At 54.1% G+C, this 25,474-nt stretch carries 20 protein-coding genes, 2 tRNA genes and 1 rRNA gene; 13 read left to right on the forward strand and 10 right to left on the reverse strand.

Annotated elements, in window-relative coordinates:
- Positions 1-296: 296 nt before the first annotated feature.
- The 3 genes from TURPA_RS18410 to TURPA_RS18420 form a co-directional block, all read right to left on the reverse strand.
- Positions 297-369 (reverse strand) — tRNA-Ala (locus TURPA_RS18410).
- A 41-nt stretch (positions 370-410) separates the two neighbouring features.
- Positions 411-483, reverse strand: a tRNA-Ile gene (locus TURPA_RS18415).
- A 296-nt stretch (positions 484-779) separates the two neighbouring features.
- Positions 780-2,297 (reverse strand): 16S ribosomal RNA (locus TURPA_RS18420).
- Positions 2,298-2,830: 533 nt separating this feature from the next.
- Between TURPA_RS18420 and hrcA the strand changes: the two genes are divergently transcribed.
- The 5 genes from hrcA to TURPA_RS18445 all read left to right on the forward strand — a co-directional run bounded on the left by hrcA (position 2,831) and on the right by TURPA_RS18445 (position 8,713).
- Entirely contained in the window at positions 2,831-3,982 is a 1,152-nt protein-coding gene (hrcA, locus tag TURPA_RS18425) for a heat-inducible transcriptional repressor HrcA (RefSeq protein WP_014804773.1), read from the forward strand.
- Positions 3,979-4,575 carry a nucleotide exchange factor GrpE gene (locus TURPA_RS18430; RefSeq protein ID WP_014804774.1) on the forward strand — a complete coding sequence of 199 codons (597 nt, stop codon included), beginning with the start codon at positions 3,979-3,981 and terminating at the stop codon, positions 4,573-4,575. Before hrcA ends, TURPA_RS18430 begins: the two co-directional genes overlap by 4 nt.
- 80 nt (positions 4,576-4,655) lie before the next feature.
- Entirely contained in the window at positions 4,656-6,566 is a 1,911-nt protein-coding gene (gene dnaK, locus TURPA_RS18435; protein ID WP_014804775.1) for a molecular chaperone DnaK, read from the forward strand.
- Positions 6,567-6,616: 50 nt separating this feature from the next.
- Complete coding sequence (gene dnaJ / locus TURPA_RS18440) at positions 6,617-7,735, forward strand: molecular chaperone DnaJ (protein WP_014804776.1); 1,119 nt, start codon at positions 6,617-6,619, stop codon at positions 7,733-7,735.
- 15 nt (positions 7,736-7,750) lie between these two features.
- Positions 7,751-8,713 (forward strand): Gfo/Idh/MocA family protein, encoded by a 963-nt coding sequence (locus tag TURPA_RS18445; RefSeq protein ID WP_014804777.1) that lies wholly within the window; start codon positions 7,751-7,753, stop codon positions 8,711-8,713.
- A gap of 93 nt (positions 8,714-8,806) precedes the next feature.
- Here TURPA_RS18445 and TURPA_RS18450 read toward each other — a convergent pair whose 3' ends face one another.
- The 3 genes from TURPA_RS18450 to TURPA_RS18460 are packed head-to-tail and all read right to left on the reverse strand — an operon-like array spanning position 8,807 to position 11,753.
- Entirely contained in the window at positions 8,807-9,235 is a 429-nt protein-coding gene (locus TURPA_RS18450; protein WP_014804778.1) for a hypothetical protein, read from the reverse strand.
- A complete protein-coding gene (locus TURPA_RS18455; protein ID WP_014804779.1) occupies positions 9,232-10,860 on the reverse strand; it encodes an acyl-CoA dehydrogenase family protein in 1,629 nt (542 codons plus the stop codon). Before TURPA_RS18455 ends, TURPA_RS18450 begins: the two co-directional genes overlap by 4 nt.
- A 14-nt stretch (positions 10,861-10,874) precedes the next feature.
- Entirely contained in the window at positions 10,875-11,753 is an 879-nt protein-coding gene (locus TURPA_RS18460) for a class I mannose-6-phosphate isomerase (protein WP_014804780.1), read from the reverse strand.
- Positions 11,754-11,845: 92 nt separating this feature from the next.
- On the opposite strand from TURPA_RS18460, the gene TURPA_RS22290 reads away from it, so the two are divergent.
- Positions 11,846-12,649: a phosphatase PAP2 family protein gene (locus TURPA_RS22290; protein ID WP_014804781.1), complete on the forward strand. Its 804-nt coding sequence runs from the start codon at positions 11,846-11,848 to the stop codon at positions 12,647-12,649.
- Here the strand turns inward: TURPA_RS22290 and TURPA_RS18470 are convergent.
- Positions 12,646-15,777 carry an AAA family ATPase gene (locus TURPA_RS18470; protein WP_014804782.1) on the reverse strand — a complete coding sequence of 1,044 codons (3,132 nt, stop codon included), beginning with the start codon at positions 15,775-15,777 and terminating at the stop codon, positions 12,646-12,648. The two genes, TURPA_RS22290 and TURPA_RS18470, sit on opposite strands and share 4 nt — an antisense overlap.
- Positions 15,778-15,912: 135 nt before the next feature.
- Between TURPA_RS18470 and TURPA_RS18475 the strand changes: the two genes are divergently transcribed.
- The 6 genes from TURPA_RS18475 to TURPA_RS18500 all read left to right on the forward strand — a co-directional run bounded on the left by TURPA_RS18475 (position 15,913) and on the right by TURPA_RS18500 (position 22,019).
- Complete coding sequence (locus TURPA_RS18475; protein ID WP_014804783.1) at positions 15,913-16,857, forward strand: ABC transporter ATP-binding protein; 945 nt, start codon at positions 15,913-15,915, stop codon at positions 16,855-16,857.
- Positions 16,858-16,969: 112 nt separating this feature from the next.
- Positions 16,970-17,725 (forward strand): ABC transporter permease subunit, encoded by a 756-nt coding sequence (locus tag TURPA_RS18480; RefSeq protein ID WP_014804784.1) that lies wholly within the window; start codon positions 16,970-16,972, stop codon positions 17,723-17,725.
- Positions 17,725-19,389, forward strand: coding sequence for a GldG family protein (locus TURPA_RS18485; RefSeq protein ID WP_014804785.1), 1,665 nt, complete (start codon positions 17,725-17,727; stop codon positions 19,387-19,389). Before TURPA_RS18480 ends, TURPA_RS18485 begins: the two co-directional genes overlap by 1 nt.
- 8 nt (positions 19,390-19,397) lie before the next feature.
- Positions 19,398-20,354 (forward strand): DUF4340 domain-containing protein, encoded by a 957-nt coding sequence (locus TURPA_RS18490; RefSeq protein ID WP_014804786.1) that lies wholly within the window; start codon positions 19,398-19,400, stop codon positions 20,352-20,354.
- A 122-nt stretch (positions 20,355-20,476) separates the two neighbouring features.
- Positions 20,477-21,166, forward strand: a complete 690-nt coding sequence (locus TURPA_RS18495) for a tetratricopeptide repeat protein (protein ID WP_157210592.1) — start codon at positions 20,477-20,479, stop codon at positions 21,164-21,166.
- 52 nt (positions 21,167-21,218) lie between these two features.
- The gene (locus TURPA_RS18500) at positions 21,219-22,019 is read left to right on the forward strand and encodes an energy transducer TonB family protein (protein ID WP_157210593.1); all 801 of its coding nucleotides are present in this window, start codon (positions 21,219-21,221) and stop codon (positions 22,017-22,019) included.
- Between the two features lie 193 nt (positions 22,020-22,212).
- On the opposite strand, the gene TURPA_RS18505 is transcribed toward TURPA_RS18500, so the two are convergent.
- From TURPA_RS18505 to TURPA_RS18515, 3 genes are read right to left on the reverse strand one after another with little or no spacing between them, the layout of a single operon-like run.
- Positions 22,213-23,100, reverse strand: a complete 888-nt coding sequence (locus TURPA_RS18505) for a transketolase (protein WP_014804789.1) — start codon at positions 23,098-23,100, stop codon at positions 22,213-22,215.
- Positions 23,093-23,467, reverse strand: coding sequence for a hypothetical protein (locus tag TURPA_RS18510; protein ID WP_014804790.1), 375 nt, complete (start codon positions 23,465-23,467; stop codon positions 23,093-23,095). Before TURPA_RS18510 ends, TURPA_RS18505 begins: the two co-directional genes overlap by 8 nt.
- Positions 23,468-23,473: 6 nt before the next feature.
- Entirely contained in the window at positions 23,474-24,847 is a 1,374-nt protein-coding gene (locus tag TURPA_RS18515; RefSeq protein ID WP_014804791.1) for a hypothetical protein, read from the reverse strand.
- 141 nt (positions 24,848-24,988) lie between these two features.
- On the opposite strand from TURPA_RS18515, the gene gspG reads away from it, so the two are divergent.
- Complete coding sequence (gene gspG, locus TURPA_RS18520; protein WP_014804792.1) at positions 24,989-25,429, forward strand: type II secretion system major pseudopilin GspG; 441 nt, start codon at positions 24,989-24,991, stop codon at positions 25,427-25,429.
- The last annotated feature ends 45 nt before the right edge of the window (positions 25,430-25,474 follow it).

Below are 25,474 nucleotides of genomic sequence, written 5' to 3' on the forward strand. Positions count from 1 at the left end.
GGTTTAGCTATGCTCGCCGTTAGGCGAGAGTACCTAAACAAGTAAGGTGAAGATAAGCTCTTCGACTTACTTGCTCAGGTTACGCTGTGGAGCATAACGGGAGCCGTCGCTTCGCGACGGGCCTTCGGCTGCGAACCGTTGACTCGCCTGCGGCGTGCGCCGTTCCGGCGGCTCCAGAATGCAAACCTGGCGCTCTCCCAGCTGTGCAGTGGCGTTTCTACGAAATGCCTTTGCTCTGTCTTCGGTGCTAATGCTCCGCGTTTTCAATGTAACTTTAAGTCTTTACTTAAAGTTTGTGGAGCATAACGGGATCGAACCGTTGACCTCCAGAATGCAAATCTGGCGCTCTCCCAGCTGAGCTAATGCCCCTTAATAGGTATCAGCTCCGTCATCGGTGCTAATATCCCATGTGCGCCTGGCTAGAGTTGAACTAGCGACCCCTCGCTTATCAAGCGAGTGCTCTAACCACTGAGCTACAAGCGCATTATTGCTTGAAACTCTTAGTTACAGTCTCATCGCCAGCGACCGCTCGCTTATCAAGCGAGTGCTCTAACCACTGTGAGCGTCTTCGCTCTCTGGAGCGAAATGCGCAGCATTTCGCGGAAGTGCTACAAGCCCTTCGGCTTATATCTTCGCAGCGATAGCAATCCGCACTAGGTGCTACAAGCTCTACTTTTCAAAGCCCTATGGCCTTCGATCTGTTCTTCAAAAGACGGATAATGTACCTTGAGTCCCAAGGGAAATTCTTGCGAATCTTCTTGGTTCAACTGGTTTCCTTTTAAGGAGGTGATCCAGCCGCACCTTCCGGTACGGCTACCTTGTTACGACTTCACCCCCCTCGCCGAATTTACCTTAGCGACCTGCCTCCTTGCGGTTGGCAACAGCCTCTTCGGGTACCTCCAACTCGGGTGGTGTGACGGGCGGTGTGTACAAGGCCCGGGAACGTATTCACCGCAACATGCTGATTTGCGATTACTAGCGATTCCGACTTCATGCAGTCGAGTTGCAGACTGCAATCTGAACTGAGACCGGCTTTGTGGGATTTGCTCCACCTCGCGGCATTGCGTCCCTCTGTACCGGCCATTGTAGCACGTGTGTAGCCCTGGATATAAGGGCCATGCTGATCTGACGTCATCCCCACCTTCCTCCGGTTTGTCACCGGCGGTTTCTTCAGAGTGCCCAACTTAATGATGGCAACAGAAGATAGGGGTTGCGCTCGTTGCGGGACTTAACCCAACATCTCACAACACGAGCTGACGACGACCATGCAACACCTGTGAATCTGCCCTTGCGGGAAGGGGTATCTCTACCCCAGTCAAATCCATGTCAAACCCAGGTAAGGTTTCTCGCGTATCGTCGAATTAAACCACATGCTCCACCGCTTGTGCGGGCCCCCGTCAATTTCTTTGAGTTTCACCCTTGCGAGCATACTCCCCAGGCGGTATACTTAATGCGTTAGCGACGTCACTGATGGCGTTGAAACCACCAACAACTAGTATACAACGTTTACGGTGCGGACTACCAGGGTATCTAATCCTGTTTGCTCCCCGCACTTTCGCTCATGAGTGTCAGTTACGATCCAGATAGCTGCCTTCGCCATTGGTGTTCCTCTCGATATCTACGCATTCCACCGCTACACCGAGAATTCCGCTATCCCCTATCGTACTCAAGTTCGCCAGTTTTGGAGGCTGACTCTGGGTTGAGCCCAGAGATTAAACCACCAACTTAACAAACCACCTGCGAGCCCTTTACGCCCAATAATTCCGAACAACGCTTGCCCCATACGTATTACCGCGGCTGCTGGCACGTAATTAGCCGGGGCTTCAGACTGGTACCGTCACTCTACGCCCTCAACGAACGTAGTTCTTCTTCCCAGTCTACCGAAGTTTACAACCCGAAAGCCTTCATCCTTCACGCGGCGTCGCTGCGTCAGGGTTGCCCCCATTGCGCAAGATTCTTAACTGCTGCCTCCCGTAGGAGTCTGGCCCGTGTCTCAGTGCCAGTGTGGCCGATCATCCTCTCAGACCGGCTATCCGTCGTAGCCTTGGTGAGCCATTACCTCACCAACAAGCTGATAGACCGCAGGCTCATCTCGAAGCGACTATTGCTAGCCCTTTAACATCTCTGTACTATGCGGTATTAGCCCCGGTTTCCCAAAGTTGTCCCGCTCTTCGAGGTAGATTCCTACGTGTTCCTCACCCGTCCGCCACTCCCTGTATTGCTACAGATCGTTCGACTTGCATGTTTAAGACGCGCCGCCAGCGTTCGTTCTGAGCCAGAATCAAACTCTCCATTATAGTTTAATCAAGGCATCGCAAGCGATGCCTTGATATAAAACGGTGTTTGATTGACCCTTTAAACTGTCGCTGGACAGTTTTTGTCATTCATCATTGTTTGCGCGCCAAGTGAATTGGCGCGACTTTTGCTCAAGGTTCTTAAAGAAATTTACGAAGTCCTTGCGTCTGTATTGCTACAGATTCAAGCTTCATAACAATTTTCTATCATTATCCGTCTGTCAAAGAACAGATCATTCAGCTGCGCCAAACGCGTCTGAAGGTTCGCTAGAGACGCCGTAGGCGTCGTTAGCGGAGAGCCAGTTTGTGAACGCTCAACAGAGCGTCAAACAATTAGACATTTTGAGGTCGAAAGATGCAAAAAAAGTGAGAAATCAGCCTATTGGCTGGGCCAAACTCTCTTAATTAGGGGATTTGACCGCGTGAAGAGATGCCGAGCCTCACTTTTTGTTGCCGGTGTGTTTAACTTATGATATCCTCCCTATTGATAGCACTCACAACACGAGAGTGCTATCAGCAAAAGGGCATAGCTGCATATGACAGACCGGCAAGGAGAAATACTACGCGCACTCGTCAAAGAGTACGTTGTGAGCGGCGAACCCGTGGGCTCGCAGATTCTTGTCGAAAAATTCGGCATGGCGTTTTCGCCGGCAACGGTGCGCAAAGAAATGTCGGTGCTCGAGCAGATGGGCCTCTTGAGCTCGCCCCACACTTCGGCCGGGCGCATACCTACCGACCGCGCATTTCAACTGTATCTCGCCGACCTCGTCAATCTGTTTGAAATTACGCTAAACCAGAAAACAGAACTTGAAGATCTCTACCGCTCGGCTGCGCTGCAACTTGACCAGCTGTTAAAGACAACTGCGCAGATGCTCGCGCAGACCTCAAACTTTGCCGGTATCGTGCTCGCGCCCAACAGCATCGGCTCGAGCATCAAGCGCATAGAACTTGTTTCAGTCATGGAAAGCCTGGTGCTGATGGTGATGATCAGCTCGTCGGGTGCCATCTATGAAAAGAAGATTAAACTCGAGCGACCTGTCAACCAGGAAGACCTCTATAAAATCAGCCGTTACCTCAACCAGAACCTCAAGGGTTTTGATCTGGGCGATGTGCAAGAGCGCGGGCTCGAGTTCTTGAGCGGCTCGCTCGCCGAACTCGGAGACCTGTCTGACATCGGCACCGCCGTCACGCAGGCTATTGTTTACAATCCTCCCGACCAGACGATACATATCGAGGGGGATTCAAACCTGCACCGAAAAATCTACGAACTGACGAATGATCGCCGCAAGGCCGAACGCGTTATTTCGCAGCTGCAAAATCAGGACTTTGTCGCCTCGGTTTTCGAGCGCATGAAGAATCTGCCGCAGGTCGGCTCTCAGGTCGGCCTCGAAATCGACGGCGAAATCTTGTCGGGCATCACGATTCTCGGTAAGGGCTACAGCCTCAGCGGCAAGAGCATTGGCGCGCTTGGCGTCATCGGTGCGAACCGCATGCCGTACGAACGTATCATACCTGCTCTCGATTACAGCTCGCAGATTCTCTCGAATGTGCTGAGCGAAAAAACCAACATTGAGCTGCAGGGCTCTGATCTGAAAGTCAATGAAATAGAAATCACTGCGCGCCGCGAATTGCCCTCAGCGAGCGCCGCACACAAAGAAGGCAAACGAACTACCAAGAGGCCCAAATGAGTGAAGAGACCATGAACAAAGACGGAAATAACGCCGGAGAATTCGCGAGCGAAGCCGATGAAATTGCGGCGCTGCAGAATGACGCTGCTGCATCCCACAACGATGACAAAAACAGCCCCGAAGCCCTGAAGAAGCAGATCGAGGCCCTCACTTCTGACCTGCAACGCGAACGCGCGGAGTTTACCAACTTTCGCAAGCGCGCAGTGCTCGAACGGGCTCAGCAATCGGCCCAGTCGAGCGCGCGGCTTCTGACCGATCTTCTGCCAGCCCTCGATGCGCTCGACCAGTTCTTTTCGGTTTATACGCCCAAAGCCGAGAGCGACACGGCGCTGAAGCCGATCGTCGACGGTGTGCAACTCGTGCAGAAGCAGATCGCGCGGGTCTTTACCGAAGCAGGCGTTGAAGAGTTCTCGCCCACCGGTGAAGAATTCGACCCCAACATGATGGAGGCGCTGAGCGTTCAGGAAACCGACGTCGAACGCGAGACGGTCGTGCAGGTATTTCAAAAGGGCTACCGCATCGAGGGCCGATTGATCAGACCGGCGCGCGTCGTCGTCGCAAAACCCAAACCTGCGGAGGCGCCATCACAGTAATCATAACAAGGCGAACGAAGCCCTCGCAGCAAAATGCGCGAGGGGCGACGCCTTACAGTATTAGATAAAGGAGAAACAAAATGGCTAAAGAAAAAATTATCGGAATCGATCTGGGTACCACGAACTCATGCGTCGCCGTGATGGAAGGCGGCGAAGCAGTCGTCATCGCAAACAGTGAAGGCGCACGCACGACGCCCTCGGTTGTGGCATTTACCGACAAAGGTGAAACGCTCACGGGCCAGGTCGCAAAAAACCAGATGGTGACAAACCCCGAAAACACGCTGCGCTCGGTGAAACGCTTCATCGGTCGTCGCTGGACAGAAGTTACTGACGAAATTCGCAAGGTCGCTTACGTCGTTAAAGAGGGCCCCGCGAAAGACGTGCTGATCAAGACGCGCGAAAAAGACTACCGCCCCGAAGAAGTTTCGGCCCGCGTGCTCACGAAAATGAAGCAAACGGCAGAAGAATATCTGGGCACCACAGTCACCAAGGCTGTCGTGACGGTTCCCGCGTACTTCAACGATGAACAGCGCCAGGCAACGAAAGATGCCGGCCGCATTGCGGGCCTCGACGTCGTGAGGATTATCAACGAACCTACAGCGGCCGCGCTCGCGTACGGCCTCGACCGTGACAAAAGCGGCGAAGTCATTGCGGTCTATGACCTCGGTGGCGGCACATTCGATATCTCGATTCTCGAGCTGGCAGACAATGTCTTTGAAGTTAAGGCAACCAACGGTGACACACACCTCGGTGGCGATGACTTCGACCAGGCGATTATCGACTGGATAGTCGCTGAGTTCAAAAAAGAGACAGCGATCGACGTCAGCAAAGACAAGATGGCGCTGCAACGCCTGCAAGAAGCAGCCGAAAAAGCGAAGATTGAACTTTCGAACAAAGAGACGGCTGACATCAATATTCCGTTCATCACGATGGATGCCTCGGGCCCGCGCCACCTCAATATGACGCTGACGCGAGCTAAATTTAACCAATTGACGCTCTCGCTGGTAGAACGCTCTGTCGAGCCGTGCCGCAAGGCGATCGCGGACTCTGGCTACAGCATCAACGAGATCAACAAGGTGGTTCTGGTAGGTGGTTCTACCCGAATTCCCGCGGTGCGTGAAAAAGTTAAAGAGATATTTGGTAAAGAACCGGATAAATCAGTTAACCCCGACGAAGCCGTTGCGATCGGCGCGGCAATTCAGGGCGGGGTGCTTGCAGGTGAAGTTACCGACGTTCTGCTGCTAGACGTTACCCCGCTCTCTCTCGGTATCGAGACGCTCGGCGGCGTGATGACGAAAATCATCACCCGCAACACAACGATTCCGACGAAGAAGTCAGAGGTGTTCTCGACAGCAGCCGACAACCAGACTGCCGTCGACATACACGTGCTGCAGGGTGAGCGCGAGCTCGCGAAAGACAACCGAACGCTCGGGCGTTTTCAGCTTTCAGAGATACCAGCGGCGCCGCGCGGTACCCCGCAGATTGAAGTCACCTTCGACATCGACGCGAACGGTATTGTGCACGTTTCGGCAAAAGACCTGAAAACGAACAAAGAGCAGAAGATCAAGATCGAAGCTTCAAGTTCGCTCTCAGAATCTGAAATCGAAAAGATGGTGAAAGATGCCGAGCTGAACGCTGAAGCAGACCGCAAGGCGAAAGAAGCGGCAACGGCATACAACGATCTCGACCATATCATCTACACCACCGAAAAGATGATCGCAGATGCACCGCAGCTCGATGCAGGCATCAAAGCCGAAGTCGAAGGTTCGGTGTCAAAGGCCAAAGAGGCGCTGATGTCACGCGACGCAGACAAGATGAAAGCCGCTGCGCAGACTCTGGGTGAAGTTGTGCAAAAGCACCAGGCGGCGTTCACTGTTCAGGGCAATGGCCCCGATGCAGGCGCAGAGGCTGCCGCAGGCGAAGCGCAGGCAAAAGGCGACGAGAAAGTGGTCGATGCCGAGTTTACGGAAATAAAAGACGACAAGAAATAGAATTTTTCATACCTGCGCGCTTTGCGCGCAGGTATGAAAAGAATTAAAACATGGCAGAAAAACGCGACTATTACGAAGTACTGGGCATAGCGAAATCGGCGACGCTGAATGAAATAAAATCAGCCTACCGCAAGCTGGCAATGCAGTACCACCCGGATAAAAACCCGGGTAATGCAGAAGCCGAGCAGAAGTTCAAAGAGGCAACCGAGGCATACGAAGTACTGCGAGATGAACAGAAACGCAAGATGTACGACCAGTATGGCCACGCGGGTCTTGGCGGCGGTGGCGCTCAGGGCTTCGGCCAGGCCGCTTACAGCGATTTTTCTGATATATTCTCGGGCACGAGCTTCGAAGATATTTTTGAAAACCTTTTTTCTGGCTCAGGGTTTGGCCGGTCGCGCGGCGGCAATTCGGCAAGGCGCGGCAGCGACCTCAGGTATAACCTCGAAATCACTCTTGAAGACGTCTTTAACGGCAAAGAAGAAGAGATTGTTATTCCCCGTGAAGAGACATGCTCTGACTGCAGCGGCTCGGGCTCGGCAGACGGCCGCCTCGACACCTGCCATATTTGCGGCGGTTCGGGCCAGGTTAGGCGCAGCACGGGATTCTTTTCCGTCGCTTCGACTTGTAATACCTGCGGCGGCAACGGCAAGATAATCAAGAATCGCTGCAAGACCTGCCACGGAGCCGGTACCGTCAGCAAGAAGCGCAAACTCGCAATTCGCATTCCAGCTGGTATCGACATGGGCACCCGCCTCAAAATAAGCGGTGAAGGTGAAGCCGGGCCGCGCGGTGGGCCATCAGGCGACCTTTACGTCGTCGTGCAGATTCGTAAGCACACCACGTTCGAGCGCGACGGCGTCGATCTGGCGATGTATATCGACGTGCCGGTCACAACCGCAATGCTCGGGGGCGAAGTGACTGTCGAAACCCTCGACAAGAGTAAAGTTAAAGTCAAGATACCGGCCGGTACGCAGCCCGACACGCTCTTCAGGGTGCGCGGCAAAGGCCTGCCATACATGGGCGGTCAGGGGCGGTTTGGTGACCTGATCGCGCATGCGCGCATCGAGATACCCAAATCACTTTCGGGCAAGGCAAAAACCCTCGTCAAAGAACTAGAAACAGAGCTTCAGGCAAGTGGTTCGGGAATTTTCGGCCGCTTCAAGTAAAGCACCCTTTCTACAATGAGTACCAACAGTAAGATAAAATTCGGCATTATTGGTGTCGGCCACATGGGTAGCTACCACCTCAACGTGGCGGCATCGCTGCCGACGCACGAGATCGTTGGTATTTTCGATGCACGCCCCGAGCATGCGGCAGAAAAAGCCGCGCTCTTTAATACAAGGGCTTTCGCTTCATACCAGCAGCTGATTGATGCCTGCGACGCGGTGACGATCGCCGTGCCGACAGTGCTGCACTATGAAATTGCGAAGTATGCGCTTGAAAAAGGTGTGCACGTTTTGGTCGAAAAGCCGATCACGTTTGACCTTCAACAGGCTGAAGAACTGATTGCACTGGCAAAACAGAAATCACTCGTTCTGCAGGTAGGGCATGTCGAACGTTTCAACGGTGCGGTAATGGCACTGGCGAAAATTGTCAGTGACCCGCTGCTGATTCAGACGCGCCGGCTGCACCCGCAGAACAACCGCATTCTCGACGTCGGTGTCGTGCTCGACCTGCTCATCCATGACATTGACATCGTCATAAATCTGGTCAATAAACCCCTACTGCGCCACTCGGCGATGGGCAGCTGCCTTACCGGTAAGCACGAAGATATCGCCGTGATTGAGTTGCAGTTTGAAGGGGGATGTATAGCGACGCTGACAGCTTCACGGCTGAGCCAATACAAAGAACGTTCTTTGTCTGTGACGCAGAAACACAACTTTCTCATTCTGAACTATGGCGCACAAGAAATAGAGATCCACCGTCAGGGTAATTCAGTCACCGTGACCGCGCCCGATGAGATTAAATACTCGCAAGAATCGGTAGTCGAAAGAGTCTTTATTCACAAAGATAATCCGCTGAAGAGCGAGCATGTACACTTCTATAACTGCATCATGGGAACCGAAAAGCCTCTCGTGAGCGGCGAAGCAGACCTCAAGACACTCAGCATTGCGCTCGATAGCGTGAAGCAGATCGTCGGTTAAATCAATAAGAGTGGTTTAACCACGGAGGTCACGGAGGAACGCGGAGGTGGGAACCGGAAAACCGACCCGAAGTTCTCATTTGCCCTTCGAATCTTACAGCGCGAGAAAATCAGTGGCAGACAGTCTAAGGTTTTTTATTTCGCTGTCGCTGGCAATCGTCGCTGCCGTCGCGCTATAGCGAAGATCAGTTCCACCGTCGTTGAAAAGGCTATTTGCGTTAACATCAACGATAATCTGTAGATCATAATTACGGGTGCCTCTGGCGAGATACAGGGGATATAATAGCCTCCCAGTGCCATCAGTTTTTTCTGCTGCTGTGGCTCGCGTGACGGTGCCCAGCGCATCCGTCACGCGAACTTCTACCCGCCGGTTTGCGCCAAGCCCGGTCGCATCGATCATCACCAACGGCTTGCCATCGTTGATTTTATCTTCACCCGGCGGGGTCGAATCGTAGGTGCAGGCACCGCTGAGGCCGAGCCAAAGCAGCGCGAGGGTGAAAGCGTTTGCATATCTTATTTTCATGCTGCCCTTGCCCTAAAGGGCAAACGTGCCCCCTGCTCTACGAAGCTCTGCAGCAGCGGTGCGTATGCGGCGGCTTCAGGCGCATGCTGCAGTGCCCGCTGCGTTTCGCAGAGGGCAAAAATGCGCCACATGAGCTCGCACAGATACATGCGGTTCGCATCTCTCTCAAAATCGTCTGCCATGAGGCGTGTGGCCTCTTCGTGCAATTCGAACACCAATGTCTTCGTCTCAGCCGGCATCGACGCGGTTTCTGCCTTGAGGTACTCGCTCCAGGCTGCGGCAACCTTTGGCCGTCTTGCCGCAGCAATCGCATGCTCGGCAAGCAACGCATGCGTGCCTTCCCAGGTTTCGTTGATGATCGCGTCATTTAAGATGCGGGGCAAGACACTGAAATCACCGAGAATGCCGTTGCCGCCATGCAGAATCATGGCTTCTTTGGCAACGACCGCACTGTATTGTGTCGTCACGACTTTCAGCAGCGGCACAAGCATCAGCGCGAGCGGATGCTCCGCATCGCTGAGCGCAAACGCCCGAAAGCTGATGAGCATGAGCGAAGCCTGCAGCATCTTGAGTTCGGCGATCGTCTGCTGCACACTCGGAAAAGCGGCGAGTTTTTTTCCGTAGGCTTCGCGCTGCGCAATGTATGATTCGGCTTCAATAATCGCGCGGGAGATGTGGCCGAGTCCGCCGCAGATCACGTGCAGGCGCGATGTGCGTAAAATATAGCGTATGAGATTGGCCAAACCGTGCGCGGTGCGGCCAAGCTGTGTCGCTTCGCAATCCTCATAGAGGCTTTCGACTGTTACTTTGCCTTTCGAGCCAATGATGTCTTTTTTGCGCAGCAGCCGGCAACCGTTCAGGGAACCGTCTTGCCTCAGGCGCGACACCAGAAATAGCCCAATCGTATTGGTGTTCGCGACCTTTGCGGTGGTCACCCAAACGTCACCGGGGTTTGAACAGAACCATTTTTCGCCATTGAGCCGCCAGCTGCCATCGCTCTGCGGCGTCGCGACGGTGCGGTTAGCGGCTACGTTGCTGCCCCCGACACGTTCGGTGACATACTGGCCGGCCATAAAATGCGATGGCGAGTCGGGCGAAGTCAATAGCGGCAGAAATTTTTCTTTTTGTTCTTCTGTGCCGATTGCCCTTAGCGCATGTATCAACCCTTCGGTCATTGCCAGCGGGCAGGCGACCCCGCCTTCACCGTTCATGTTGGTGAGAATCGCAAGTGCCATGCGGTGCTGCAGCGAGAACTCATGCCGCCAGCTTGCGTGGCAATCAAGGTTCACAACGCCATAGTCATAGAAGATTTTGCGTAGTTCGGTCTGTTCGGGTGCGTAACGAATTTCATCGATGCGGTTGCCCGTGTTGTCGTATTGCACGAGTTCGCCCCACTTGCCTTCTTTATGGCAGGCGATCGTTAACTCATTGATGCGCCCGCCAAGAAGCGTGCCGAGCCCTGAGAGGTGAGAGTTTACTGCATCGAGGTAATCGGGAGTCTGGTTGGTACTATTGAGCCGAAATGCCTCTGCCAAAACGCGGGTTTCAGTGAAGAAATTCTTACCCGAAGCGCCGCGATAGCCGGTGAGATCAAAGGGCTGTAGACCAGGATTTATTGTTGGCATCTCTTTCGTTTCACTTATGCATAAGCTTCGAACAGCATGTCAATCAATGGCAGGCCGTGGTCGGCTGTGCCCTCTTTTTTTTCAACCGAGCACTGAATGCCGCCAAATACCAAAACCGAATCGCCCCACGCTAGAGAAAAACTCTGCCCGTCGCAAATGAACTCGGCTGCGCAGCCAAACCAGGTGAAGACAGAGAATGTGTCGTTGACCGGTTTAATGCCCGACAGATTCTCAGCCGGGTGATAGCGTAACTTGAACGCAGAAGTTTCGAGTGCTTCGGGAACCTTGCTGATCGCGGGCGTTTGTTCGTGCAGGCATTCGATCGCCGCGTCAAGGTGCAGGTCGCGGCCTCGCCCAAAATCATAGATGCGAAACGTATAGTCAGAGGTCTGTTGAATCTCGTAAAAAAGCAGGCGGCCGACCGTGCTGTGCACGAGACCGGGAAAAAGTTCGACGATCTCTCCCCGCTGCGGCACATATTCGTTGAAGTGGCGCATCGGCTGAGCGTCGGCGTCGAGGGTTCGCAGAACGGAGATATCCTCACCCTGTTTCAAACCAAGATACATGCGCGCATCGGCCCCCGCGTCGAGAATTGTCCAGCATTCAAACTTGCCGTTACCCGTGAGGCCGAGTTTCTGCAGATCTTGGTCTGACGGATGGTTCTGCAGCGAAATCGGCTCGGCGGTCGAAAGCACCTTGAGCATGAAGGGCACACCCGCAGACCCCGGAAAAAGGTCGCGCCAAACGTCGGCAACGAGGCGGCGACCCCGCGAATTTTCGGCCATCACGGGAAACTGGCGCATGTCAGAGAACAGAACGTATTCGCCGATATGGCCTTCGCCGGTATGGCCCGCAATTTGGTCGAGGTGCCCCCCACCCCAGGGTTTGGGCACCGCGAAGGGTATCAGCTTATAGGCGGTTGCAGCGATGCGTAATTTTTAAATTTGCTTTCATGCTTACGAACAGAATTTGTTTGGGCAGCCGAATGCATACAGCCGACCACACCCTGCCTCAGGTAAGGCTCTTCTACCGCGTGTTGTTTGTAATGGGGCTGGTGGCATTACCGCTTGTTTGGCTCGCCAACACCGAACTTTTCTGGCTGCTCAACTGCAGGCGCGATAGCCACGCCACGAATTTCATCTTCTTACTTCTGACCTCGCTCGCCGACGGATTGTGGGTGGTCATGATTGCGACTGTCACGCACAGCCTGAGGCCGCACAACCTCACCGCACTGGTGATTGCCCTCATTGCGGGCAATGTCGTGCTGCAGTCGGGCAAATACCTCGCCGACTTCGACCGCCCGCTGAGGGTATTGGGGGAACAGGCAGTCTGCCTGCTGGGCCAGCAGCTTACGGTACGCAGCTTTCCCTCGGGGCACGCGTTTTCGGCGGGCCTGCTCTTCATGTTTCTGCGGCCGCGAAAGTCGCTGCTGCTTGCGGGGCTGTGGCTCTCGCTCGCCGGCGCTGGGGCAATCTCGCGTGTTTATGTGGGCGTGCATTTTCCGCGCGACGTGCTTGCAGGTTTCTTGATCGCCGTCGTGTCGTTTAAGCTCGCCGAACGGGCGGCCGCACGCATTTCGTTTCGTGAATCATCACTCAGAATTCGACGCCTTGCGTTCGCCCTGTTTAGCCTGGGGGTAAGCGCCATCTATCTCTTTGCATACCATGAACAGACCAAAGAGCTGGAGTTTCTGCTCACACCGGCAGCGGCGCTCGTCTTGATCTATTGGACTATTATTCTGCTGATGACAATCATTAAGCCTGCGGTTTCGAAGAAACCGCAGGCTTAAACTACCACCCTATGGTAGCGCAGAATCAGGTTCTTGATCGCTTCAGCGAGTAAAATCGGCGCCTGATCGAAAGTCTCTTCGTGAATCCACAGCCATTCTTTGAAGAGGTGTTCAGCTATCGAGCGCGTACCGGTTTGAACTGCGAGCACATGAATATTCTGCCGGGCATACTCTTCGCCCAGCTCTTTCAGGGTCTGGCTTGCGGGGCTCAAAATCTCTTTTTTTAGCTCGGCACGCGCGCGGTGGCCGCGAAAGTCTGACACCATCACGATAAACTTGGTCACCGCTTCGGGCGAGAACTGTTCGGCCGCGTAGCGCAAAACCTGCGCCTCTTCAATCGTATCGCCGTTCCAGTTGTCGGTCATGTTTTCGAAGAGTTTCACCTTCTCGCTGTGCTCGGGAGCATCTTCTGCGACCGAGATATACTGGTTAATGTCGATCGAATGTTTCATGTTTTCGAAGTCTGAATAACCGAAAACTTTCAGGGGAATTTTTTTGCCCCACAGAATTTCTATCGCCGACTGCAGTGCGATAATCGCCGAGACGGCAGCCTTGAAGTTAAACATACGCCGGCCTTTCGCGAGCACAAACACGAACTCAACCCCTTTGAGTTTATTTTCCGAGTGCAGAATGCGGGTGCGGTCGAAGATGCGGTCGTTGCCGGCCTGTGCCTGGTAAGTGATGTAGCGTCGGGCGTCGACGCGGTGCCCCTGCGCCATGAGGCGGCGCTCGATTTCGGGTTCGGCGTCGAGCGCGTTCTCGAGCTCCATCTGCAGCTCAGAGAGCATTTTGCCAAAGACGTCATAGAAATCGGCGAGCGAATAGCCCATATGGTAGTCCCACTTGGGTTTGTATTTTTTTAAGAAATCCTGAAACAACTGGTCGGTGCGGTAGCCCCACGCGCCGCCGCCACCAGCTGGTTCACCCTGGCCGCCATTACCCTGCGTGTCAGAGCCATACCAGGCGTCGGGCCCCTCTTTGACGTTGCCGCCGGTTTCAGGGGTATCAATCCTCAACCCTTTCTTCAGCTCTTGGCCGCCCAGCCGCTTGGTGGCCTTACCGGTGTTGGCCTCGCGAAAGTGCTTTTTTTTATCCCAATCGGGGGGAGTTATTTTTTTATCGCGCTTTTTTGCCGTGCCGAGGATTTTTTTTTTACCTTCGGCGAGCGCCGCGAAAATGTCGTCCCAGGGCATGTCGGCAAAGATGCGCTCGAACAGGCGCTGAATGACAATACGGTCATCGGGGTTCTGCAGCATGCCCGCGTAATAAATTTCGACGCCGCGACGGAGAACCTCACCCCCCCGTCCCCCCTCTCCTGAAGGAGAGGGGGGAGTTGTATGCCCCCTCTCCTTCAGGAGAGGGGTGGCCGTAAGGCCGGGGTGAGGTGAAGTATTGACATACCGGGCTACATGGCCAATGAGCCTCAGCAAATTTTCTTCGCGGTAGCGAATCGACTCTGCAAGTGTGCCGCCGATTTTCTTTTCGCGCGCGGCTTCATCTGCCTTATTGTGAAAAAGGCTCAGCTTCTGTACAACCTGTGCGCCCTGCGCTGTGGCGTCGGGCCCAAACTCGAGGTCGAGCGCCAGGGCCGTCAGCTCGGCGACTTCTGTCGCCTCTTCAATCACCGAAACATGCAGGTTGAAGAAGCGGTTTCGAAGCGCGCGCGAAATTGTCTGCTGGCTGCGGCTACGGCGAGTGCGCTTAATTGCAATGATGCGGCATTCACCTTCTTTTTTGAGGATAGATTCGCCTTCTGCTTCGGGAGGCAACGCGAGTCGGCCCGCATGGTCGAGCAGCATATTGAGCTTTTCGACGAGCTCTGAACCTGCCGCATCGATGTTTTCGAGCACAATCGTGTCTTGCCGGCGCAGCGCGGCCGTCAGCGGGCCGTCGACCCATTTAACCGAACTGCCATGCGGGCGCAGCGCTCCGATGATGTCGCTCGTGTGCATGCCGCGCGAAAGGAAAATCTCTGTCACGGCCTTGCCCGAAGCATGTGCCATAACATGGCAGAGCTCGAGAATTCGCGCGGCATCATCGCCTTCAAGCAGCAGGTTGTCGCCCGCACCTAACGAGGCCTGCATCTGCTCGAGCGTGCGCGAACGCGACAGCGTCACGGGAAAAGGTAATGTATGGTGGCCACCTTCTGCGTCTGAAGGCATGGCGAATTCTTCGCCGACGGCACCGCGGCTCTGGCTATAGATCGTGTAATCGCGCTGAAGCGCTGCCGGTTCGTATTCCATTACTGCAGCGACTGTCTGAAGAGCCAACTGCCGGTCTGCTTCGAGGCGAAAGGTCGAAACATAAAAGGCGAATACCAGGTCGCGAAACTCGGGCTTCTGAGTATCGGCAACCGAGGCGACAACCGCCCGGTTCATAAAGCGCTGCGCGGTACGCAGGTTGAAGTGGTAGTGCTCGAGATCTTCTTTCGCAATTTCGTTTTTCCATATCTGGGCTTCGAGCGCTCGCTGCAGTGTCACCACGAGGTCGGCAACCGCGCCGTATTCTTCGGGGTATAAACCCCGCAGAATTTCTTTTTCTTCGTGCGCCGGATAATGGTCGAGGTAGATCGTGGTAAAGTGCCGCTGTATACTTTCGGGCAGATTCTTGCGGCCTTCGAAACCGCGCGCCGGGTTTTGCGTCGCGACAAATGAATAGCGCGGGTTAGCGAGAACCTCGCTGCCGTCTTTTTCGAGCAGCTGCAGGCGGCGGCGGTCAAAGACACTGATGAAGCGCTTGAGAATTTCGGGCGAAGCGAGGTTCATCTCGTCGGCAACAAAGGTATACCCTTTTTCGAGCGCTTCAGTCAGCGGGCCGTTGTTCCATTGAAAGCCGTCGGGCAAAACCCGAAACGAGCCCGACAGGTCTTCGGGCAGAGTGTCTTGGTTAAAGCTAAAGCGCACCGTCGGCAGGTTGCGCATCTTGTTGATATAGTAGACCAGTGCATTCTTGCCGACGCCGGCATCGCCAACGAGCAGCAAATTCTGCCCTTCTACCAGCGGATAAAGAATCTTCGCCAGATTTTTTTTTGTGGTCTCGGTGAGCACGAGCTCTTGGTGAAAAACGAGCGACTTTTCGGCGGGGGATATATCTGCCGTTTCAATACTCACTCCGGCTATTTCGGGCATAATGCTGACTCTAAACGGCTTATCGCCTGTAAATGAATATCGGTGGCAGGCTTACGGCCTTATTTTTGGCCGCTCAGCGGCCAAAAATAAGGCCGATTAGGCTTGACGTCCGAGTTTTACTTTTAAGCTCGCGTTATGATTTCTGTCTCTGGTCTTAAGAAAAATTTCGGCGATTACGAAGCCGTTAAGCAGATCAGCTTCTCGATTGGCAAAGGTGAGGTCGTGGCGCTGCTGGGGCCCAACGGCGCCGGTAAAACGACGACCATGCGTATGCTGACGGGCTTCTATGAACCCACGGCGGGTACTGCAACCGTCGGCGGCCACGACGTGCAGAAAGACCGCAAGGCTGTGCAATCGCTGATCGGCTACCTGCCCGAAAGCGCGAGCTCTTACCCCGACATGCTCGTCTCTGAATTCTTACAGTTCATCGCCGAGAGCCGCAACCTCAGCCCCGAAGATACCGAGCGCGGTATCGAAAAGGCCGTAAAGGTTACCGACCTTACCAAATACCTGTACTCGCCGATTATGCACCTCTCGAAGGGATACAAACAGCGCGTCGGCCTCGCGGCAGCGCTCTTGCACGACCCGCAAGTGCTGATTCTCGACGAACCGACGTCGGGCCTCGACCCTAACCAGATCAATGAAATTCGCCAGCTTATTCGCGAACTATCTAAAGAGAAGACGATTATTCTCAGCACGCACATACTCAAAGAGGTCGAAGACACGTGTGAGCGGGCGATCATCATCGCTGACGGCCGCATTGTGCTCGACGAAAAGCTCGAAAAGATTCAGCGCATGAAAGAAGGCCGCGAAACGTGGGAGTTCGCACTCAAGGGCAACCCAACGGGCGCGCTTGAAAAAATCCGCGCGCTTCTTGCAGCAGATGAAGCGGTAAGCCAGATCTCGGCAACAGACGTAGAAACACGCTTTGCCGCCGAAACGGGTTCTGGCTTCAACGAAAAGCTCTTCGCCCTCTGCGTTTCTGAAAAATGGACGCTGCGTGAACTCTTCATGCAGAAGCAGAGCATCGAAGACGTATTTGCGCGGCTTACGACAAAGGGCACGGAGGCCCAGGGCTGATGAGCGGCACGGACGCCGTTCGGCGAAATCGCCAAGGGCACGGAGGCCCAAGGCTGATGAGCGGCACGGACGCCGTTCAGCGAATCAGAAAGGGCAATTGATCGGAGTAACTATGGACATTATCAAAAACATCAACCTCGACCTGGACTGGAAAAACGTCAAGACCGTCTATCGGCGCGAATTCGCGAATTACTTTAATACTCCGATCGGCTATATCTTTCTGGGTATTTTCGCAATTCTCGTGAATTTTCTTTTCTTCTTCATCACCCGTTTCTTCGACCGCGGGTATTCGCTCCAGGGCATGTTCGACATGCTCAAGTTGATTTATCTCGCCTTTATTCCCGTCATCACGATGCGCCTGTGGGCAGAAGAACGCCGCAGTGGTACTGTTGAACTTTTGCTGACGCTGCCTTATAGCGAGGTGGAGCTCATTTTGGGCAAATACCTTTCAGCCCTCGTGTTTCTTGGCCTGTCACTGGCCACGACTCTTTTTCTGCCGATATTGGCTTTTTACGTGGGCGCCCCCGACTTTATGGTGCTCATCGGGTCATATCTCGGCGCATGGCTCTCGGGTTCGGCTTATATAGCGATGGGCCTCTACATATCATGGCTGACACGTGACCAGATCACCGCTTTCTTACTGAGCTTTCTTGCCTGCCTCTTCATCTACCTGCTCGGTTACCAGCCGGTGCTGCAATTCTTTGGGCCGATGAAAGAGCTGCTCGGCTTCTTGTCTGTTTCATGGCATTCGGATTCACTCTCTGCGGGCCTCTTGGATACCCGCGACCTGCTCTATTACCTGTCTTTCTCAGCGCTATTTCTGTACCTGAACAAAGTCAGCATTCAAAAATTCCGCCGGGGTCACTAATGGATTCGAAAAGTTCACCAGCTATGGAAACCATCAAGAATTATCTGCAGTCGCGCAGAACCACTACTGTGCTCTATGTCGCGCTGTTCTTTGCGTTCAGCTATCTGAGTTACGGCGCCTACCTGAGGTTCGATGTTTCGTCGACCGGTGCGATGCGCATATCAGGCACGACGAAAAACCTGCTGCGCAATCTGCCAGAGAAGGCCACGATCGAACTGTTTGTTTCGAACGATCTGCCAGACGAAGCCGTACTCGTGGCGCGCAAGGCCCGCGACTTCATACAAGAATACGTCAACAGCTCGCGCGGCAAGGTTAAGCTCACGATTCTCGACCCCGACAACGACAAGTCGGCGCAGTCGCGGGCGACAGACCTGCGCATTCAGCAGCTCGACCTGCGTGTCGGCGGAGCAAAAAAAGCCCAGGCGCAGAGCATCTATTTTGGGCTCGCGATCTCTTATGGCGACAAATCAGAGACCGTGAACAATCTTATCGGCCTCTACGAACAGCACGACCTCGAGAACCAACTGACCGCCAAGATATTCAAGATGGTAAAGCCGAAAGAAAAGAAGATCGGATTACTTTCAGGTCACGGAGCTTTCAACCAAAAGAAAGAGCGCAACCCGACATCGCTCTCTTACTTTGTGGAAAAGATTTCGACTTTTTACGGCGAAGTCATGGATATCAACACCACGACTGCAGATATTCCGGTAGAGGTGTCGACGCTCGTCGTGGTACAACCGGGCAAACTCGAACCAATCGACAAGTTTAGGCTCGACCAGTTCGTGATGCGTGGCGGTAACCTAATCGTGCTCGCGTCGGGCATGGAAGTGAATTTCGGCCAGCAGTTCATGGCTTCTCCCGGCAACCCAGACCTGAAAGACTTTCTCAAAGGGTATGGCATTGAACTCGGCGACGACATGATCAATGAGCTGAAGCCCAATTACTATGTGCCGTTTGTGCAACCGAACGGCATGCGACTCGAAAAGTTTCCATATCCACCGTGGGTGCTGGTGCCCAAGAGCGGTCTGAGCCAGAAACACCTGTCGACCAAGGGCAACGCAGCGCTCATTCTACCCTATACAAGCAGCGTCAAAACCAACCCGGCGGTGCTGCCCGAGGGCGACGGCAAGTTTCAGGTCGAGGTGCTCGCCAAATCGAGCCCTGATTCATGGTCGCAGGCGAATTTTGCCTTTCTCGACCCCGGCAAAATGGACGACATGATCGCAGCGCCTAAACAGACGACGGGCACGTATAACCTTGCCGTCACGGCGCGCGGCAGATTCTCAAGCCTCTACGCAGCGGCTGAACCGCCCAAAGAAGCTCCGAAAACTTATTTGAAGAATGCTGAAAAAGAGAGCACAATCATGGTCGTGGGCACTCCCTATGCATTCAGTAACCTCACATTCATTCTCAGCGAAATGACGCAGGCGCCTCTGCTTGATGAAAACATCAAGACAATTTTTGCGGCAATCGATATCATGAATGGCAACGAAGATCTGGTCGAATTGCGCAAGAAATCGGCGCCTCGTATCAAGGCCGAGCTCGTCGAAGACGGTAAACGCAAGTTTTTGACAGTGCTCGCTTTTGCGCTGCCGTTGCTCATAATTCTCGGCTTCGGCACCTGGCGTCTGACGCGCAGAAAACAACTTTCACCTGCAAACTGAGGAATCTTATGCCTATTCAGAAAAAAAACACGATACTCGCCGCAGTCACAGCGCTCGTCTTTCTGCTTGGTTTTCTGGTCAACGACCCTTTCTTGCTCTTTGAAAAGTCATATGAAAAGTCGTCGCCGTTAATCAAAAGCAAGGCCGACCGTGTGAAGAAAATTACGCTCACCGACACCACGGGCAAGCGTATATTCACCCGCACAACAGACGGCTGGACATTCGAACTCGCGGGTACACCGCTCGGCGTTATGAAAGCAGACGCGACAAAGATTGAAACAGGTCTTAAAAATATCTTTGAAGCCCGCCGTTATCAAGAGGTGTCAGCGAACCAAGACAAGCAAGGCGAATACGAGGTACGCGAGCAGGATTACCAGATTCTGCTCGAAGGCGAAAACGGCGACAAGATCGCGCAGGCAGTTCTCGGCAAATATTCCGGGGCCGGCAATGCGAGCTTTGTGCGCCTCGCCGACGAAAGCTCGGTCTATGCGGTAAAAGGTTTCTTGCGCGGCGACTGGAACCAGGACGCAGACCAGTACCGTGACCGCAGCATTCTCAAAATTGCGAAAGAGAATATCAAAGAAATTCAGGTTTCTGGCAAACAGACCTTCAAACTCAAGGCCGATGACAAAGGTCAGCTCGTGCTCGATCCCCAACGGGCAACCGACAAAAACCGCGCGACCACCTATGCGAACGACCTTTCAGACCTCACCGGCGTGAGGTTCTACAAAGAAACAAACCTGCCACCGCGCGTCGGCAAAATCAGCGTGCTGCTCTCTGCGAACGTGACCAAAGAGATCGAGTTCTTCGGGCCGACCAAAGATCAGGAATACATTGCAAAAAGTACCGACGCCGGCGCGCCGCTCACGATTGCCAAGAGCAAAGTTGATGCGCTGTTTCCGCGGCTCGAAGACCTTGTTGACAAGGGCCAAATGCCGAACCTGACGCCGCCGCCCGGTAACTAAGAGGAAATCCGATTCGAAAAAGAACTCACCTGCCTTCGCTCAGCCGGCTTCTGGCCTTTGTGCTATTGGCCTCGCTCGCTGCGGTTTCGTGTGGGCGCTCGCGGGCACTCGCCGAAGAGGGTTTGAGGCGCCTTGAACAGGGCAAGCAGACCTCGGCACTTGAGCTGTTCGACCGGGCACTCCGAAGCGACCCCAACGAGGCCCTGGCACTCTATGGAAAAGGCACGCTGCTGGCAGAAGAGCAGATTACCGAACAGATCGCGCTGGCGATGCTGAACCAGGCGGTTCAGCAGACGGGCCTCGCCGATCGCTACCGCATCAGGGCATTTCTGCGTATTGCCGAAATTCATGCACAGCGGGGTCAAAAAGACGACGCGCTGCAGAACTTATCGAAGATTTCAGGCACACAGAAACTCGCCGATGGCGTGCACGCGAGGCGGGTTGCCGCTATCTACCTCAAAATGAAAGAAAAAGACCGGGCACGCGAGGCGCTGACTGCCTATATGGAGACGAATGCGCACGACGAAGAGACCGATTTTTACCTGACGCGCCTCTATGCGCTTGAGCTCAAAGATCTGAAAAACGCGGCCAAACGCTGCGCTCAACCTGACTGGCAAAAAAGCCAGTTGCCCCGATATTTGTTAGCTTGTACCAAGATTACTGCGTCGCAGGGTGCGTACCCGGCGGCCCTGAACCTGATTGACCTTTACATGAAGAAAGCAGGTCAGGCAGTAACAAAAGATATCAATGACCTTCGCGAATCTATCAATAAAAAACGCGGCCGATTCGATGTCGGTGACGCAGATTTCTGACGGCGCCCTGGCGCGTTTCTTTTCTACAGTCTTTTGCCTGTGCATTCTGGCAGTGTTATTTCTGCAAATTGACCTCAGAGCTTTGCTCGGTGGCGAGGCCGACGAAAAGTCTGATAACGGCAAGATAATTCAGGCAATGCTTGAAAACCGCGAAGTGGTCAAAGAGAAGCGCAAAGACAAGGTCAAGTTTCTTTCAGACCGCGATTCGGCAGCGCAGGGCCAGCTGACCCGCGAAAAGGGTTTCGAATCGATTTCGACTGACTATGTACTGAGCCCCGGCGATGTTTCACCGATGCAGGCACGCCTGCTTTCGGCAAAACAATACGCGCGCATTCTCACTTCGCAAGAATCACGCACGACGATAAACATCAGGCCGCAGAAAGAGCAAAAGCCCACCGTTGCCACGGAGAAACTGCGCATACCGGCGTATTACCGGTTTCGCCACGATTTCGCCCTGTCATGGGATTACGCCGGTCGCCCGGCAATACCGACTGCGCGTTATGCTCACTACAGCTATTTTCGCTCGATGATCAACAAGATTCAGTCTGTCTGGGCGCCGCCCGGCGGCGACCCCTACCCGACATTTGGTGACTCGTACCACCGCATGAATTATGCGTCTGGTTATACAAGGTTTTCTACGTTCCCAAGTCAGGATATCTATATTCAGTTTCTGCTCGATGAGAATGGTGTCGTACGCGATGCTAAACTCGTTTCATCGCTGGGTTATGTTTCTCTCGACCGTTCGTGCATCGAGGCGCTCTATGCCGCACACGATTTCGGCCCGCCACCCAAAGAGCTGATGGAAGGCGGAGTACTGATTGTCCCGTTTATTTTTCGAATTATCGTCAGGTGACAGGATGTCATTCGACTAATCCGCCGGCAGGAGGCCGTCGTTGCGGATTGGTGCTATAACAGAGTTGTCTGTTAAGCAGAAGCTGGCGAAAACCGGCAGCCTCGCAGTTTGCTGCGCAAACCGCTGCTAAAGCGGCCGAAGCGGCCTGCTTGCCGGTTTTCCGTCGAGCCAGCTTCGTCAGTTTTTGGAATTGTCAGCTTGCGGCTGACAATTCCAAAAACGCTGCATCCCTATCCTTCTGGTTAGGTGGTGAACCGTGCCAGTCTGGGTTGTTTTCCATGAATGACACGCCTTTGCCCAGAACGGTGCGAAACAAGATCATGCGTGGGGCTTTGTCGGCTGCGAGCGACCAGTCAAACGCGTCGGCAATCGCTTTAAAGTCATGACCGTCTGCAATGCGAACCTGCCAGCCGAAACCTTCGAATTTTTTGTCGAGAGGTTCAACTCCCATGACGTTTTCGACTTTGCCATCAATCTGAATGTTGTTGAAGTCAAGAAACGGGTGCACGTTCACCAGCTTATGGTGTGCGACAGCCATTGCTGCCTCCCAGGTCATGCCTTCCTGGCATTCGCCGTCAGACATGCCAACGAAAACCCGGCCTCTATTCTTCTGGTAGCGCAGGCCGAGCGCGAGCCCGCTCGCATTTGCCAGGCCCTGCCCCAATGAACCACTCGAGTTTTCAACCAGCGGAAAGAATTTTGTCGATGGATGTCCCTGAAGTCGCGAACCCAGACGCCGAAAGGTTGCCAGTTCACCTTCGGGCAACTGGCCCCTCACCGCCATGGCGCTGTAACGCACGGCGCAAACGTGGCCGTTGCTGATCAAAAGACGGTCGCGCGCATCACCGTCAAATTTCAATACCTTAAAATAGAGGTATGCATAGATATCCGCCAGACCCAGCGGCCCACCCGGGTGCCCCGAATTTGCCCTGAAAACCATTTCGATCGCGTTTTTTCTGATGCGATTGGCCACAAAACGCAGATCGTCTTCACCGACCTCTGCAGGCGATTTCGCCTTAATCGCTTCGAGACGCTGCTTGTCTGCCGCGTCACCGACGATGAAGTCTTCTGTATTACCCATGAAATATCACCAATCCTGAAATATAAGTCAGCGTGTAACCCGCCAAAAAGAATCTGTGCAGCGCCACATGCACGCGGCGCATGCGTCTGATGCCGGTGTATACCATGACGAGCATCAGAATGGCAATCAGCGTCGCGAACAGGCGGTGGGCAGTGATGACCGCAAACGGATACTCTGACGGCATTTCAACGCCCGCAATACGTACCGCCCAGATGAGATACACGCTGCTCACGAGATTGAAGACTACCCCTGCCATGGCGAGCAGCCGATGGCGAGTCAGGCTGGCCTTACGAACGGCAAAGGCGGCGTAGAAGAGCACGAGCGAAATGCCCATGCCCCAGACCAGCGCAGAATAAGGATGAGGCACGTGATTCTATTTGCCGGCCTGCGCGAGGGTATTGCGCAGCAGCAGCAGCGAGTCTTCGATCTCAGATGTGTCTGACCCGTCTTTTTTCTCTTCAAAACCCCAGCGCTTCGCGAGCGGCCGGGCGACCATGTGGATCAACGGAAATTTCTGGCGCGCAGGCATCTCGAGCGCGATGTAGGTCTCGGCTTCAAGCCCTACCGCCGAGAAATCGTACACATCGAGAAACAACTGAAGCTGCAATTTCTGCAGCCGCTCGTTACTCGACCGCTGGTAAGCGAGATTAATGCTTTCACCAAGTTTGCGCTTTTCATCATTATCGCGCGCATACGCTGCGTAGATGACTTTGAGTTTGCGGTTTTGAATAACACCCGCTGCGTCGGCGTCGGTAAGGCTGCGGCGCAGAGTCAAAATCAGATCTTCGTAGACCAGCGGTTCACCCGAAGCGTCTTTAAAGAACGGAATTTTCGCCGTCTGCCAAAGCTGCCAGATCACCGAGGTATCGATACCGATTTCAACCTGCTTGGCGAGATCGGGCACAAAGGCTATGCTGCCGTTCAGGGCAATGACGCCTGCCCGCACTGCGGTCAGCTCGTCGGGTGTAAGGCCCACAAACTGGCCGGCGAGTTCGCTGAATGGCAGCACCTGCGCCTGCGCGTACGGCACGGCATTCGTCAGCAATACCCGAGCGCGGTAAGCAGGATTTTTCTTGTACGCCTCGGCGATCGCCGAATAGATATTGCGCGCGGCATTGTTCAGCAGTTGCGCCCTTTCATAAGGCGCAAGGTTGACCCGCACAGACTGCAGGGCCGGCACAACGAGGCTCGAAGGGTCTTGGCCCAGCGTAATCTCGCCGATGAGCGTCAGCTGCGCCCCAAGGCATTTGGCCGCACGGGCAGTATTGTCAGAATAGCGCAGCGTTACGGACTCAGGTATCGCCCGAAAAGAGGCTATGTGCAAACCTGTTTTTTTGCCTTCGCTCGAGTTTACCTGCAGCGCCTTAAAATATCTCTTTACGCTGGCAACTTTGTCGCTGCGGACATTGCACTCTGCGTCGATCAGGTCTAGAGCTGCCGCCGGATATTCAGCATGATTCAGTGCATTCGCCAGATAAAAGTTGACCGGCACCGGCAAAATGCGCTGCGGTGATTCGCCGGCGAGCACGCTGAGCTTTTCGGTCAGCCAGTTGAAATCGTAGCGTGAAATGTGCTCGGCTGAAACGAGAAACGCAGTGTCTTGCATGCGGCGGGTCGGCTTGACCGGCGCCGAACTCGCCTTCACCGGCAGCGTCTCGAACGAATCGCGCATAAAAAAAGAAATAATGGTCGAAATAATCAGGGCACTCACCGCTAACGCGACGAGGCTGCTCAAGGCTTTGCGCATAGGTAAAGATCAATAGTTCTCTTTGACAGAAAAGCACTTTACTTGAGTCTAGAGCGAGCCCAGATTCGTCCAATCCGCGTTGTTTTCGCTCCAGGGACGAAAAACTCTTGTCACCGAATCCCGTTACCGGTCGTTAGCAGTATGCGAATACTTAAGGCACGCAAAAGAAGTGGTTTCACGTTGATTGAATTATTGGTCGTGATTGCGATTCTCGGTGGTCTCATGACCGTACTCTTTGTTTCACTCGGCGACAACAAAGCCAAAGCCAACAAGGGGCAGAATAAGCTGGCAATGAATACCGATTATTTCTCGATCGTCAACGCGCTCGACGAGTTCAAGGCAAAAGCCGGTCGGTACCCGAACGCCGACGAGGGGCTTGAAGCTTTAGTTCGCCAGCCTTCGGGTGTTCAGAATTGGGATGGCCCCTACCTCAAAAAGGTACCGGTCGACCCTTACGGCACTCCTTACCGCTACAATATCACCGGCTCCAAATTCTCAGTCATCAGCCTCGGTGCAGACGGCAGAGAGGGCGGTGAAAAAGACGATGCGGATGTAGACCTTTCGACATTAATGGACCGCTGAAAGGTCCGCAACCCTCAAGTTTCATGGGCAGCGGGGCCGACGTTA

The sequence above is a fragment of the Turneriella parva DSM 21527 genome, assembly GCF_000266885.1.
Classification (GTDB): domain Bacteria; phylum Spirochaetota; class Leptospiria; order Turneriellales; family Turneriellaceae; genus Turneriella; species Turneriella parva.

Coding starts and splice junctions, on each gene's coding strand:
- hrcA (WP_014804773.1), top strand. CDS start 2,831: ATGACAGACCGGCAAGGAGAAATACTACGCGCACTCGTCAAAGAGTAC.
- TURPA_RS18430 (WP_014804774.1), top strand. CDS start 3,979: ATGAGTGAAGAGACCATGAACAAAGACGGAAATAACGCCGGAGAATTC.
- dnaK (WP_014804775.1), top strand. CDS start 4,656: ATGGCTAAAGAAAAAATTATCGGAATCGATCTGGGTACCACGAACTCA.
- dnaJ (WP_014804776.1), top strand. CDS start 6,617: ATGGCAGAAAAACGCGACTATTACGAAGTACTGGGCATAGCGAAATCG.
- TURPA_RS18445 (WP_014804777.1), top strand. CDS start 7,751: ATGAGTACCAACAGTAAGATAAAATTCGGCATTATTGGTGTCGGCCAC.
- TURPA_RS18450 (WP_014804778.1), bottom strand. CDS start 9,235: ATGAAAATAAGATATGCAAACGCTTTCACCCTCGCGCTGCTTTGGCTC.
- TURPA_RS18455 (WP_014804779.1), bottom strand. CDS start 10,860: ATGCCAACAATAAATCCTGGTCTACAGCCCTTTGATCTCACCGGCTAT.
- TURPA_RS22290 (WP_014804781.1), top strand. CDS start 11,846: ATGCATACAGCCGACCACACCCTGCCTCAGGTAAGGCTCTTCTACCGC.
- TURPA_RS18470 (WP_014804782.1), bottom strand. CDS start 15,777: ATGCCCGAAATAGCCGGAGTGAGTATTGAAACGGCAGATATATCCCCC.
- TURPA_RS18475 (WP_014804783.1), top strand. CDS start 15,913: ATGATTTCTGTCTCTGGTCTTAAGAAAAATTTCGGCGATTACGAAGCC.
- TURPA_RS18480 (WP_014804784.1), top strand. CDS start 16,970: ATGGACATTATCAAAAACATCAACCTCGACCTGGACTGGAAAAACGTC.
- TURPA_RS18485 (WP_014804785.1), top strand. CDS start 17,725: ATGGATTCGAAAAGTTCACCAGCTATGGAAACCATCAAGAATTATCTG.
- TURPA_RS18490 (WP_014804786.1), top strand. CDS start 19,398: ATGCCTATTCAGAAAAAAAACACGATACTCGCCGCAGTCACAGCGCTC.
- TURPA_RS18505 (WP_014804789.1), bottom strand. CDS start 23,100: ATGGGTAATACAGAAGACTTCATCGTCGGTGACGCGGCAGACAAGCAG.
- TURPA_RS18515 (WP_014804791.1), bottom strand. CDS start 24,847: ATGCGCAAAGCCTTGAGCAGCCTCGTCGCGTTAGCGGTGAGTGCCCTG.
- gspG (WP_014804792.1), top strand. CDS start 24,989: ATGCGAATACTTAAGGCACGCAAAAGAAGTGGTTTCACGTTGATTGAA.